Source organism: Bradyrhizobium sp. USDA 3240, from assembly GCF_054063295.1.
In genome coordinates this window covers 484,556-497,219 of record NZ_JBSSGD010000002.1, presented here as the reverse complement: position 1 = coordinate 497,219, position 12,664 = coordinate 484,556, and the positions used below count along the sequence as shown (strand labels likewise).

The following is a 12,664-nucleotide window of genomic DNA, read 5'->3' as shown; positions in this document are numbered from 1 at the left end:
CGCGCTGCCTTGCTGCAGCGAAGCCTGGCCGTCGATGAGCGCGGAAGACTGCACGGCGCATCAGGACTCATGACGATCGCGGCGCTTCGCGTCATGGCGTGGATCAAACAGGCTTGTCGCAGAAAAGAAAGGAAGCGAGAATGGCTGAGATCAGAGAGACGAGACGCCCGATTAAGACGGCGAGATAAAAGAGGCTCGCCGGTCGAACCGCAAGCCATTGGCATGGCTTGGGTTCTGGCGTGCCGTTTGGTCGAGAGCGTGCCTTGCAAAGAAGTTTCATCAATTAGATCAACGATTCTTTCGGCACTATTGGACTGCGGAAGGACCGCGCTTGGGAACAGCACGCGGCCGCGCGCTGGATCCGCTTTGCGTGCCATCGCACAGGCCACGGTCGATGCTGCCTCACCACCTCGCCGAGGCGGACAGTTCGAACGTTCGCGGGGCGCCGAGATAGACTTGGTCGGGGTAACCCGGATCGGACCACCCCGCGTAGAGGGTGTTGTTGACATTGCGAACGCGGAAGCTGACGCGCATCTTCTCGAGACCCTGCCACCACAGGTCCCGGCCCGGGACATCGACGAACGCGAAGAGATCGCCGGTGGCGCGCGGCTTGCGGCCGCGATGAAGCCCGAGCGCGATCTGTCATTCCAGTTCCTGGCCCTGCAGACGCTGTATGACCGCTATTTCCTGCACATTCGGGGTAACAGCATCGAGCTGCCGCAGGCGTTCTTCATGCGGGTTGCGATGGGCCTGGCGCTGCGCGAGATCGACCGCGAGGGGCGCGCGATCGAGTTTTACAATCTCCTGTCGTCGTTCGACTTCATGGCCTCAACGCCGACAGCGGCAAGCGCAAAGGCGCGGTCTGCGCCTATCTCGAGACTTGGCACGTCGACATCGAGGAGTTCCTCGATCTGCGCAAGAACACCGGCGACGACCGCCGCCGCACCCACGACATGAACACCGCGAACTGGGTGCCCGATCTGTTCATGCAGCGCGTCGAGGCCGACGGCGAGTGGACGCTGTTCTCGCCGGACGAGACACCCGATTTGCACGATCTCAACGGCAAGCCGTTCGCCGACCGCTACGCGCATTACGAGGCAAAGGCCGAGCGCGGCGAGATGCGGGTGTTCAAGCAGATCCGCGCCGTCGATCTCTGGCGCAAGATGCTGACCATGCTGTTCGAGACCGGCCATCCCTGGATCACCTTCAAGGACCCCTGCAATCTGCGTTCGCCGCAGCGCCATGCCGGCGTGATCCACTCCTCGAACCTGTGCACCGAGATCACGCTGAACACGTCGGATGGCGAGACCGCAGTTTGCAATCTCGGCTCGATCAACCTCGCCAACCACATCCAGGGTGGCAAGCTCGACGACACGAGGCTGAAGGCAACCGTGACGACGGCGATGCGGATGCTCGACAACGTCATCGACATCAATTTCTACACCATCCCGGAAGCGCGCCGCTCCAACCTCCGCCATCGCCCGGTCGGCCTCGACTTGATGGGCTTCCAGGACGCGCTGCATGCGCTGCGAGTTGCGGTCGCGTCCGACGATGCGGCGACTTTCGCCGATACCAGCATGGAAGCGATTTCCTTCCATGCGATCTCCGCCTCAGTCGATCTCGCCGCCGAGCGTGGTCGCTATCCGTCGTTCGAGGGCTCGTTGTGGAGCCAGGGCATCCTGCCGATCGACTCGATCGACTTCGTCGCCGATTCTCGTGGCGGCGTCGCGATGGATCGCTCCGCGACGCGTGACTGGGCGACGCTGCGCGCCCGCGTCACGGCGGTCGGCATGCGCAACTCCAACGTGATGGCGATCGCACCGACCGCGACGATCTCCAACATCTGCGGCGTCGCGCAGTCGATCGAGCCCGTCTACCAGAATCTCTACGTCAAATCCAACATGTCCGGCAACTTCACGGTGGTGAACGACTGTCTGGTGTGCGATCTCAAGGCGCGCGGGCTGTGGGATGAAGTGATGGTCAACGACCTGAAATATTTCGACGGCAGCGTCGGCTCGATCGACCGCATCCCCGACGATCTCAAGGCGCTGTATGCGACCGCCTTCGAGATCGACAGTAGCTGGCTGATCGAGGCGGCGGCACGGCGGCAGAAATGGATCGACCAGGCGCAGTCGCTCAACCTCTACATCGCCAATCCCTCCGGCAAGAAGCTCGATGCGCTCTATCGCCTGGCGTGGTCGCTCGGCCTGAAGACCACTTATTATTTGCGCTCGCGCAGCGCGACCCATTTCGAGAAGTCGACGCTGAAGGGCACCGACGGCAAACTCAATGCGGTGTCGTCGCTGGCGCTGGCGTCGCCCGCACCAGACTTGTCGGGCGCGATCGCCTGCTCGATCGACAATCCCGATTGCGAAGCCTGCCAGTAAAGGATCAAGAACATGCTCGACTGGTCAGAAACCGCAGCTACTGCCCGTAAACTACCGCCGGTCGCGGCGCCGCTCGCAGCCGCAAGCGAGGCCGCCGGCCTCGGCACCATAGACCGCCACGGCGGCGGTGTCTCGGTCGACGAGAAGCGGATGATCAACTGCCGCGCCGACGTCAACCAGCTGTTGCCGCTGAAATACAAATGGGCGTGGGAAAATACCTCGCCGGCTGCAACAATCACTGGACGCCGACCGAGGTCTCGATGCAGGCCGATATCGCGCTGTGGAAGTCGCGCGACGGCCTCACCGAGGACGAGCGTCGCGCCGTCAAGCGCAATCTCGGCTTCTTCGCAGCCTCCGAGAGCCTTGTCGCCAACAACATTGTGCTGACGATCTACCGTCACTTGACCAATCCGGAGTGCCGGCAATATTTGCTGCGCCAGGCCTTCGAAGAGGCGGTGCACACCCACACTTTCCAGTACATCGTCGAAAGCCTCGGCCTCGACGAGGGCGAGCTGTTCCACATGTATCGCGAGGTGCCGTCGATCACCGACAAGGCGGCGTGGGCGATCAAGCACACCCAGCACCTCGACGATCCTGACTTCAAGACCGGCACGCTGGCTGCCGACCAGGCATTCCTGCGCGACCTCGTCGCGTTCTACGTGATCTTCGAGGGCATGTGGTTCTATACCGGCTTCGCGCAGATCCTCTCGCTCGGCCGCCGCAACAAGATGGTCGGGATCGCCGACCAGTATCAGTACATCCTGCGCGATGAATCGATCCACCTGAACTTCGGCATCGACGTCATCAACCAGATCAAGATCGCGAACCCGCAGCTATGGACCTCCGCGTTCCAGGACGAGGTCCGTGGCGTGATCCGTGAGGCCGCCGAGCTCGAGGCCGCCTACGGCCGCGATACCATGCCGCGCGGTTTCCTCGGGCTGAACGCAGCGTTGTGCGAGCAATACATGCACTTCATCGCTAACCGCCGCTGCGCCCAGATCGGGCTTACGCCGGTGTTCGCAGAGACGGATAATCCCTTCCCGTGGATGTCGGAAGCGATGGACCTAAAGAAGGAGAAGAATTTCTTCGAGACCCGCGTGATCGAGTATCAGAATGGCGGTGCACTCGCTTGGGATTAGGCCATCCGCGTGTCGCCAACAAGTCGACATGGGCCTTCGCGTGGATTGTTCAAGTTTCGGGCCGCAACCTGGCATTTCAGATTGCGGCTCGCGGTGAGGCGGCCTAGTCGGCCAAGCGGCGAATCGCGACGATCCGCCAGCGTGCTCCGTCGAACCATTTCTCTGCAACGCTGCGGGCCGAGTCCTCACTCGTCGCCTTGAGGTCGGTCTTGAGGCTTTTTTCGCCATCGGCGAGTTGGATTCTAAACATCGCCATATGAGACTCCTTACCTAGTCAGCACGTTGGTGCGTGCATGGTTAATTTAGGGTTAATGACGGGCGCGGTGCATGTTTTTCTTGGATCCCAGAGAGCCTGGTCGCCGAAGTGCACTGATCGGCCGGAAATGCACCTCGGTTCGCCTTCCAGCTCCGTAACCCGATGAAATCGCAGCAACTGCGAACGCCCTCCGAGCGCACCATCGAGCCAGATCCATAGCCGCGTCCTCGTCACGAGGCCTCGACCGGCGAGCGGGATGTGTCTTGGAGTTCGGCAAAGAGAAACGAGCCTGTGCAGGGTGATGGCAGCGCGATCGAGTGGACATTGCGACAGCAAAGCGGAGTGGTTTGCGATATCGCGATGGTGTTGCCTGCCGGATGCGAGTGAGCCGGACCGGCGCCATCCCCTCAAGGCTGGCGCTTCGCGCCCCCGCTTCGCGGCTATCGGCCTTGACCGGATATCGCCGGCCCGGCGACGGCCGCCCAGGCAGGTAAGGCTTAGAGGGCGCTGAGCACCTCTGGCGACGAAGGAGGGCGGTATTGGCGCGTCCACGCGTTTAGGTCGTCCGATGCCTAATTGGAAGTCCCGCCGCGGAGCAACCGCCGGTACCCGAACTCCGACATCCATTTGGCGCGAGCCAAATGACTTTCGAACGCCTTGCGCGCGCGGTCTGGCTCCTGATCGGGGTCAATGCGGAGTACGACTTGAGTGATCTGGCGCCAATCGGCGCCATCCGCATCTGCGTCGAGCAAGCGCAGATAGGTGCGTAGATGTTGTTCATCATAGGTCGTAAGTGTCGTGCTGGCCGGAGCGATGTCCGCGACAGCCGGATCAAGCGGGGGAGCTATCATAAGAAAATCTCTCAACGGCGGATAGGGATCGGGCACCGCTCTCAGCCCGAAGTTGGGTGGCCTTCATTCGGGTTATAAAGCACCTAATAAGGTGTATTTACACCCTTATAGTGGCATATTTTCTGGGCGTGTCGATGGTGGTGAAGATGATCACCCCTCGACAAATTCGGGCTGCAAGGGCGTTATTGGACTGGTCTCAACAGCAGCTGGCTGACAAAGCGATCGTATCGCTGAATGCCGTCGCTAGGCTGGAGAAGGGCGTCGTCGATTCACGCGCCAGTACCCTGCTCGCGATTCAAAAAGCTCTGGTCAAAGCTGGCATCGAGTTCCTGGACGCGGACCAGAAGGGGGAGGGAGTAAGGCTCAAAAGTCCGAAAGCGTGATGCGCTAACGGGTGCCTTTAGGAGTTTGCGAACCTCGGCGATGGCTATCGGTCCTGGCAGCCCCAGTGCCGAGCAAGATCCGCCATAAGCAGTTGGTGGCAACTGCACGACTGCAAGACACGTGATTGTACGCATGAGTGGCCTTTTTATTTCAGCCAAACTCGACCTGTCGGCTAAAGCAGAAATTACACCTCGTCCACGCGCCCGTCCGAATTCTACGCTGCCACATCCGAAGCTTCGCCGTTGGTGTTGGGGCTTTGTCGAGCGGGCTCCTTACCTCTAGAATTGTTGTGCATCTCGTAAAGAGCTAACTCACAAAGGAAATCTCGCGCGATCGCCGCGGCTAACGCTCGGCGAGCGAGTGTTGATGTCAAAGAAAGGTCGATGACGATAACAAAGCGCAATGGGTCCGACCGCCTCCCTGCAGAAAGGCTCGCTCTTACGGTCGCGGAAGCTGCAGCGCTTTCCTCGCTCGGCCAGACGTCGGTCTATAAGGCGATCAGGGAAGGGCGCTTGCGAGTGCGCAAATTCGGCACGCGAACCATTATTACGCGGGCGGACCTGACTTCGTTCTTGGACAACCTACCTTGTGGCCAAAAGGGCTCCGACGCCTGACGCGCGGTTAGGCGCGCTTAGGTGACCCCGATCGATTTGACGTTGCTTTTCTGCGCTCGCGTCGCGAAGTCGGCAAATGCCTGCATTACGAGACGGCGTTTCTTCAGCGCCTCGCCACGCTTATATGCCTTTTCGGCATCATCGCCGGTGATGTGATGTAGGCAATGCTCGACGATCTCTTCTTCGAAGTTGGTCTCCTCCTGTGCCCAAGTCCGAAATGTGGTCCGGAAACCGTGCACAGTCAGTCTCTCGTCTCCGGTGATCTGTTTGAGATGTTTGAGCATAGTCATATTTGAGATCGACTGCCTGAGGCTGCGACCCGGAAATACGAACTCGTCACTGACGCGGCTCTCATAGGCCTCGCGTAGATAGGCCAGGGTTTGTCGAGGCAGTGGCGTCCGTTTGGGCCGTTCGTTTTTGGTATCGAGCGTGTTCATGTCCCACAGCCCGCCTGGGAGGTCGAGTTGAGGCCAGCGCATGCTTTGCACTTCGTTGGTGCGTGCCAGTGTGAGGATTGTGACCTCGAGCGCCCGCGCGCTTTGATCAGGATCAGCGTTGAGCTTCTGCATGAATGCCGGCAAATCATGGTAGGGCATGGCCTTATGACTGCCGCGTACCGCGCCACGCTTCCGCTGCTTCGGCATAATCGGCTTTAGCCGGCTGTCCCAATCGGCGGGATTGTGTTTCGGCCTGAGATCCAACGCTATCGCCGCGTCCAATATCTTCTTGATCCGCTGCCGTGCGTCGCGTGAAATCTCGCGCTGATGCCAGACTCTCCGCAGAACGGCAGTGACGTGCTCCGTCTCGATCTGGTCGAGCTGCAGCTTGTGCAGTGGTTGGCAGGTAACCTGTACGATGCGCTTCAGCTTATTGCGCGCGGCCTTGTGCTTGAGGCCGGTCTCATAGATCTGTCGCCACTCCTCGGCGAATTCGCCAAACAGCCGAGATCCTTGCTCGCGGCGCCTGTCTTCTTCGCGCTGATCTCGCGGATCGGTGCCCTTAGCGAGAAGCCGCAGGGCGTCAATCGCTTTGTCCTTGGCTTCTGAGGGCTTGAGGCCTGCAGCTTTGGCTGAGCCGAATCCCATCTTTTTGACGATGCCATTGCGCTGGTACCGGAACGCCCAACGCCGGCCCCCGCTAGAGGTAACGATCAGATAGAGGTTGTTGCCGCACGGGTACTCTCCAGGACCAACGGAGAGGTAGTTCTTTGCGGTGATCTCTGGTTTTTCAGTTGGAGTCTGCATCGGAGATTCAAACTCCTGTCCCTAGCGCGACGAGGCATTTCTCGGCGAAAAGAGATTCTAACTCAAATCGAGGGGCAGCAAAAGGGGCGCTCCGACGCGCGATCGCGGGCAATGGAAAACGAAGGCCGGCGATGATCAGCGACGTAAATACTAGATGTAAAACAGTGGCTTGGGTTGTCGATGGAGGCCGCGGGCGATGAAGGGCGAAGGGCGGCAAAAGTGGGCTTGGCGCGCTCGGAGAGATTCGAACTCCCGACCCTCGGAATCGAAATCCGATGCTCTATCCAGCTGAGCTACGAGCGCGTTGCGGGTCGATTATCAGACTTGGGCTGCCGGGGCCAGCAGCGATGCCGCGGCGTCCGCGCGTCCCGCCGGCCTTCGTTTGAGCTCAGAAGCAGGGATGCCGGCGGTGGTCCTGGCCGATATAGGCGGCCGAGCCCTGGTAGCACTTGTTGGTCGACGGGCCGTCGTAATACGCGAAGCTGCCGGCGGCCGGGCCCGGGCCGTAATTGTGCAGATAGCTGATGTAGTAGGGCAGGCCCCAATGCGCGTGGTGGTGATGCCGGTGGTGGCGTGTGGTGGCCGAGAGGTCGGCCGCGGCGGCCGGCGTGATGGCCGGGATGGCCAGGGAAACGGTCACGGCGAGGGCGGCGAAAAGCTTGGTCTTGGTCATTGACGGCCTCCTGGCGTTCACGCTGGAATCGGCTTGCACAGCCGGTCCAAGGTCCTCTAGCGCTTCATTTAACCCGGAATCCGGCCAAAAAGCTGCGGGAAATCGGTCACAGGGCGCCAAATTTTGCCTTTTTGCGGATGCTTAACGGATTGCCAACACAGTCCGGCCAGACTCTTGCGGTCAGGTCCGCCCGGGCCCGTCTTTCCCTCGGTTTCGAACATTCCATGCGCATCACGCCCCTTGTCGCTTTGCTGCTCTCGGTTCTGGCGGTCACGCCAGCGCGGGCCGTTCTGCACATCACGCGCGACCATGGCGGCTATGTCGAGGAGTACAAGGCCAAGTACAAGCAGATCCGCGAGCGCCGCGAGCGCGTCGTGATCGACGGCATCTGCAATTCGGCCTGCACGCTGGTGTTTGGCATCGTGCCGCTGAACAAGATCTGCGTGACGCCGAAGGCCAGCATCGGCTTCCACCAAGCCTATTACGACAAGGCATTCACCTTCGGCATCAAGGTCACCAGCCTCGAGGGCACCTCGGACCTGATGTCCTATTATCCCGATACGGTGAAGGACTGGATCCGCCGCAATGGCGGGCTCACCACCGAGATGAAAAAGATCAAGAACGGCGTCGATCTCTGGAAGATCGTCGATCCCTGTCCGGAAGAGTGGTAGGCGCGGACACTCGCGCGCTCCGGACCTCCTTCGAGCGCGGCTTTGCGTGCTTGCCGCGTGCGGCCAGTGCCCGCGATGCGAAACCCTGCAGTCAGAATTTGGAACCGGCAGCACGGGCCATTCGTTTTGCTCATGATGCGTTCATCCTGATGATGCGATGGTGGTCCGAGCAGCGAGAGCGAGCCTCATCGCCGGAGCGGACCGGCCCAGCTCGCCCGCACAGGAGGTTGTGATGGCAACCAGGTCCAATCTTTCGAAGGCCGAGCTCGCCCGCGGCGTTGCGGGCGCCGCATCAGCGTTGGTGCTGAGCGCGCTCGTCTTGTTCGTCGCCGCACATCACCTGAGCGGCGGGTAGGCCGGACGGCGGGTCCGCCAAGTCAAGTAAGGTCAAGTCCGTATCAGAGCAGAAAGGTCCCGATCAGGAGGCCGGCCGCAAATGCCCAGAGCCCGAGGGTGCAGGCCGATATGACCCGGACGAGATTGCGCAGATCCACGTCCTGCCAGCTGCTGTGGGATCGATACGTCAATGCAGGCACCCCCTGCGACGGCCGCCTTTGCTCTCCGCCGGGGAACCCTGTTCCTCATAGATGCCCAAATGAAGGCAACGGCCGGTTGTGCCAATCACGCGTTTGCGATCCGTAGGCGCCGATCGGCGGCCTTCCTCGCCGGCCGGGACCCGAGCCTGAGCCCTTCAGGCCGCGAAGGCCGAACCGCCGCCTTGCACGATGTCGCTGAGATATTTCGCCGGCGGCTTGCCGAGCGCCTTCTTGAACATGGTGATGAACGCCGTGACGGATTCATAACCGAGCGAGGTTGAGACCTGCTGAACGCTCACACCGGCCGACAACTCGCGCAACGCGACGATCAAATGCAGTTGCTGGCGCCAGCGGCCGAACGTCAGGCCGGTTTCGCTCAGGACGAGACGCGCGAGGCTGCTTTCGCTCATGGCCACACGGCCGGCCCATTCGGCCATCGTGCTGCGATCGGAGGGATCGTCGGCGAGATCCGCCGCGATCCGTCGCAGGCGCGGTTCGCCTGAGATCGGCAGATGCAGCTGCTGGACGGGCATGCGCGGCAATTCGCTCAGCAGCAATTGCGCGACCAGCGTCGCATCGCCGACGTCATGCTGCATGCGATCCGACAGCGCGACGATGAGCTCGCGGAGCAGCGGCGAGATCGACAGCGTGCAGCAGCGGTCGGGCAGGTCGGCGGCACCGGGCTCGATGAAGACGAAGAAGATCCGCGCATTGGCGGTTGCGATATTGGTGTGGGGCGTGCCGCCGGGGAGCCAGACGCCGCAATGCGGCGGCACCATCCACAGTCCATTCGGAACGCGGCACATCACGCCGCCGCCGAGCGCAAACACCAGCTGTCCCTTGCGGTGCGCGTGCAAGGCCGCCTCGACCCTGTTCTCGGTGACGTCGAGGCGCACGGCGAGGGCTGGGGCCGCGACGTCATCCGGGTCGAGGTCCGGCCAAGGATAGCGAAGCTCAAAACCCATCGCGGAGCTGAAAACCGACAGTGTGACTGAATTTAGCGATCAATAGAACAGATATGTAAATTCTTCCGGCAGCCAAGGCGATAGTTTCCCCGCTTGCAGACAGCCGGGAGCATGCGATGACGATGATTGCGCCGATGCGGAATTTGGCCGGGCAGGGGCTCCTGGTCGCGGGAGTCCTGCTGATCGCGTCGGCGCTCCGTGCGCCCATCACCGGCGTGGCGCCGATGCTTGGCATGATCCGCGATAGCAGCGGGGTCAGCGCGGCGGAGGCGGGGGTCCTGACGACGCTGCCCTTGCTTGCGTTCGCCGCGATCTCACCGCTTGCTGCAATCCTCGGGCGCAGATGCGGCATGGAGCGGTCGCTGTTCGGCGCGTTGCTGGTCATCGCGGCCGGGATCGCGCTGCGCTCGTCCGGTCCGGTCTGGGCATTGTTCGCCGGCACTGCCACCATTGGTGCCGGGATCGCTGTTGCAAATGTCCTGCTGCCGAGCCTGCTCAAGCGGGACTTCCCGACCCGCATCGCCAGCCTGACGGGCGCCTACGCGATCACGTCCGCATTGGCCCAGGCGCTGGCATCCGTCGTGGCGATCCCGCTTGCTCTATTGCCCGGATCGAGCTGGCACCTCTCGCTTGCGAGCACACTGATCTTTCCGTTGGTGGCGCTGGTGGCCTGGGTCCCGCAACTGGGGATGCACTCGGCTCCAGCGATCGAGCCTGGCTCGCCGTCGCGTCGCGGGCGCATCTGGGACTCGCCGCTCGCCTGGCAGGTCACCGGCTTTCTCGGCCTGACCTCGCTGGTGTTCTACATCATCGTCGGATGGCTGCCCGCCATCCTCGTGCAGGCGGGCTATTCAGCGGCGGCGGCGGGCACGCTGCACGGTGTGGCGCAATTGGCGACGGCGGTTCCCGGCTTGATCCTTGGTCCGATGGTCCGGCGCATGAAGGATCAGCGCGGCATCGCGATCGTCGTGTCGCTCGCGACCTGCGTCGCGCTGCTCGGCTTGTGGCAGCTTCCTTCGCTTGCGATGGTGTGGGTCGCGCTGTTCGGCTTCGGAGCAGGAGCTGCCTTCATCCTCGGTCTGACATTCGTCAGCCTGAGGACTGCGCACAGCCAGCAGGCGGCTGCGCTGTCGGGCATGGCGCAATGCCTCGGCTATACGCTCGCGGCTGCGGGCCCGCCGCTTGCCGGACTTGCCCACGATGCGACCGGAGGCTGGGAGGTCGCGCTCGTGTGCTGTGCCGTCGCGACCGTGCTGATGGCGGTGCTTGGCAACTTCGCCGGACGCGCGTCAACGATCTGATGCTTGTTCTGTGCGGACATCCGGCCTGTCAGATCGGCTTCCGCACCGGCGGCGTACAGGGGATGGCGGATGCCCGTCGGTTGTACGCGATGAAGCCGCGCGCTATGGAGACGCGTGGCGAGCAAGAGCCCGGGGAAAGTGCCGTTGAGGATATCCGCCAATACGCGCATCGTGATCGGATCGACGGTTTTTGCCCTGGCGTCGAGTGCGTTGCTTTATCTGGTTCCGGCGAGCCCGATCGACAGACTTCTGCTGCGCGGCACATTTCACTTCTATCAGGGGCACGCGTTTCTCGTCCCCGTCAAATACGTGGATGGCAAGATCGAGACTGCCCGACTGTATGAAGATGACAGGCTTCTCGGTCCGCCGAACAGCACCCAGCAAGAGATCATCGACAAGGGCGCCGGCCGATTTGGACTTTACCGGGATCGCTGGGGCTATTTCGGACCGGCCTTGATGTTCTCGACGAGTGACAATACCGACCCGAACACCAACGGCAGGAAGTATCACCTCAGGTGACGATGTGGCGTGCGGAGCGACCTTGCCTTCCAGTAGCGGAAGGTATCGAGGGTGATCGGTACGAAGGCGATGCCGAATAGCGTTGGATCGGGCACGACAACATCCGCCACCGCGTATGGGTCCCTGCTTTCGCAGGGACGACACTGTGGGTGAGGCACCACCTGCTTGCAGCGGTGGGCTCGCCCGCCACCCCAAAAATTCGCGATTGCCGGTTGCCTCATCTTCAGGCAATGACGGCCTGCAATGAACAAGAGCTTCGAGGAAACTGCCGCTCGTCTGGCGCCGGCGATGTTTGTCGTGCTGTGGAGCACAGGATTCATCGGCACCAAATACGTCATCAACAACGCGGAGCCGCTGACCTACCTGGCGATCCGAATGGCGTTCGTGGTGGTGGTGATGGCTGTGATCGCCGCGGTCGCACGGCCGAAATGGCCGGACCGGACAGGTGTTTTCCACAGTGCGGTCGCCGGCATCCTGGTGCATGGCTTCTATCTCGGCGGCACCGCGATGGCGATCGCGCATTCGATTCCCGCAGGGCTGTCGGCGTTGATCCCGGGCTTGCAACCGATCCTGACCTCGACCATCGCTAACCGCTGGCTCGGCGAGCGCGTCACGCTGTTGCAATGGGGCGGGCTCGTGCTCGGTCTCGCCGGGGTCGCGCTGATCCTGCACAACCGGCCGATGACGGGCGATGCGGGATGGGGCTGGCTTGCCTCCGGCGTCTCGCTGATCAGCATCACGCTTGGCACGCTGTACCAGCGCCGTTACTGCAACCAGATTGACTGGCGCGCCGGCAATCTGGTGCAGTACATCGCGGTGACGATCTTCTTCGGCATCGGCGCCTGGCTGTTCGAGACCAATGTCGTGCATTGGACCAGCGAGTTCGTGCTGGCCATTGCCTGGCTGGTGTTCGCGCTGTCGATCGGCTCGATCGGGCTGCTGTATTGGCTGATCCGTCACCATGCCGCGACCTCGGTCGCGAGCCTGTTCTATCTGGTGCCGGCGGTGACCGCGCTGATGGCCTATGTGCTGTTCGGCGAGCGGCTGGACTACGTCGCGATGGCCGGCATGGCGGCCTGCGCGGCGGCGGTGCTGGTGGTCAACCGCCGCTCTTAATCCTTGCT

General features: G+C 62.0%; 12 protein-coding genes, 1 tRNA gene and 2 pseudogenes. 9 read left to right on the top strand and 6 right to left on the bottom strand.

Translation table 11 applies throughout. The features are described from left to right. Nucleotides 1-540 precede the first annotated feature (540 nt). Nucleotides 541-2,387, top strand: a pseudogene (locus ACVIGA_RS02950) (ribonucleoside-diphosphate reductase subunit alpha); the annotation flags it as partial. A gap of 12 nt (nucleotides 2,388-2,399) precedes the next feature. Further along, a pseudogene (locus ACVIGA_RS02945) lies at nucleotides 2,400-3,526 on the top strand (ribonucleotide-diphosphate reductase subunit beta). 103 nt (nucleotides 3,527-3,629) lie between these two features. On the opposite strand, the gene ACVIGA_RS02940 reads toward ACVIGA_RS02945, so the two are convergent. Together ACVIGA_RS02940 and ACVIGA_RS02935 are read right to left on the bottom strand one after the other, a co-directional pair. After that, a complete protein-coding gene (locus tag ACVIGA_RS02940; RefSeq protein WP_456665227.1) occupies nucleotides 3,630-3,782 on the bottom strand; it encodes a hypothetical protein in 153 nt (50 codons plus the stop codon). Nucleotides 3,783-4,354: 572 nt separating this feature from the next. Then, on the bottom strand, nucleotides 4,355-4,633 hold the full coding sequence (locus ACVIGA_RS02935) for a DNA -binding domain-containing protein (RefSeq protein ID WP_456670725.1): 279 nt from the start codon (nucleotides 4,631-4,633) through the stop codon (nucleotides 4,355-4,357). 134 nt (nucleotides 4,634-4,767) lie between these two features. Here ACVIGA_RS02935 and ACVIGA_RS02930 point away from each other — a divergent pair, with 134 nt between their 5' ends. Together ACVIGA_RS02930 and ACVIGA_RS02925 are read left to right on the top strand one after the other, a co-directional pair. Next, nucleotides 4,768-5,016: a helix-turn-helix transcriptional regulator gene (locus ACVIGA_RS02930; protein WP_456665226.1), complete on the top strand. Its 249-nt coding sequence runs from the start codon at nucleotides 4,768-4,770 to the stop codon at nucleotides 5,014-5,016. A 384-nt stretch (nucleotides 5,017-5,400) separates the two neighbouring features. After that, nucleotides 5,401-5,631, top strand: coding sequence for a helix-turn-helix domain-containing protein (locus tag ACVIGA_RS02925; RefSeq protein WP_456665225.1), 231 nt, complete (start codon nucleotides 5,401-5,403; stop codon nucleotides 5,629-5,631). 17 nt (nucleotides 5,632-5,648) lie between these two features. On the opposite strand, the gene ACVIGA_RS02920 is transcribed toward ACVIGA_RS02925, so the two are convergent. From ACVIGA_RS02920 to ACVIGA_RS02910, 3 genes are all read right to left on the bottom strand, one after another. Continuing rightward, on the bottom strand, nucleotides 5,649-6,875 hold the full coding sequence (locus ACVIGA_RS02920) for a tyrosine-type recombinase/integrase (RefSeq protein WP_456665224.1): 1,227 nt from the start codon (nucleotides 6,873-6,875) through the stop codon (nucleotides 5,649-5,651). Between the two features lie 226 nt (nucleotides 6,876-7,101). Beyond that, nucleotides 7,102-7,178: transfer RNA gene (locus ACVIGA_RS02915), tRNA-Arg, on the bottom strand. Between the two features lie 85 nt (nucleotides 7,179-7,263). Then, on the bottom strand, nucleotides 7,264-7,548 hold the full coding sequence (locus ACVIGA_RS02910) for a hypothetical protein (protein ID WP_456665223.1): 285 nt from the start codon (nucleotides 7,546-7,548) through the stop codon (nucleotides 7,264-7,266). A gap of 224 nt (nucleotides 7,549-7,772) precedes the next feature. On the opposite strand from ACVIGA_RS02910, the gene ACVIGA_RS02905 reads away from it, so the two are divergent. Both ACVIGA_RS02905 and ACVIGA_RS02900 read left to right on the top strand, forming a co-directional pair. Next, complete coding sequence (locus tag ACVIGA_RS02905) at nucleotides 7,773-8,219, top strand: hypothetical protein (RefSeq protein ID WP_223967421.1); 447 nt, start codon at nucleotides 7,773-7,775, stop codon at nucleotides 8,217-8,219. Nucleotides 8,220-8,451: 232 nt separating this feature from the next. Continuing rightward, nucleotides 8,452-8,574, top strand: a complete 123-nt coding sequence (locus ACVIGA_RS02900) for a hypothetical protein (RefSeq protein WP_256459054.1) — start codon at nucleotides 8,452-8,454, stop codon at nucleotides 8,572-8,574. 336 nt (nucleotides 8,575-8,910) lie between these two features. Here ACVIGA_RS02900 and ACVIGA_RS02895 read toward each other — a convergent pair whose 3' ends face one another. After that, nucleotides 8,911-9,720, bottom strand: coding sequence for an AraC family transcriptional regulator (locus ACVIGA_RS02895; protein WP_456665222.1), 810 nt, complete (start codon nucleotides 9,718-9,720; stop codon nucleotides 8,911-8,913). 116 nt (nucleotides 9,721-9,836) lie between these two features. Between ACVIGA_RS02895 and ACVIGA_RS02890 the strand changes: the two genes are divergently transcribed. From ACVIGA_RS02890 to ACVIGA_RS02880, 3 genes are all read left to right on the top strand, one after another. Then, nucleotides 9,837-11,021 (top strand): MFS transporter, encoded by a 1,185-nt coding sequence (locus tag ACVIGA_RS02890; RefSeq protein ID WP_456665221.1) that lies wholly within the window; start codon nucleotides 9,837-9,839, stop codon nucleotides 11,019-11,021. A 114-nt stretch (nucleotides 11,022-11,135) separates the two neighbouring features. Next, nucleotides 11,136-11,540: a hypothetical protein gene (locus tag ACVIGA_RS02885; RefSeq protein ID WP_456665220.1), complete on the top strand. Its 405-nt coding sequence runs from the start codon at nucleotides 11,136-11,138 to the stop codon at nucleotides 11,538-11,540. A 243-nt stretch (nucleotides 11,541-11,783) separates the two neighbouring features. Further along, nucleotides 11,784-12,656 carry a DMT family transporter gene (locus tag ACVIGA_RS02880; protein WP_456665219.1) on the top strand — a complete coding sequence of 291 codons (873 nt, stop codon included), beginning with the start codon at nucleotides 11,784-11,786 and terminating at the stop codon, nucleotides 12,654-12,656. Nucleotides 12,657-12,664: the final 8 nt, after the last annotated feature.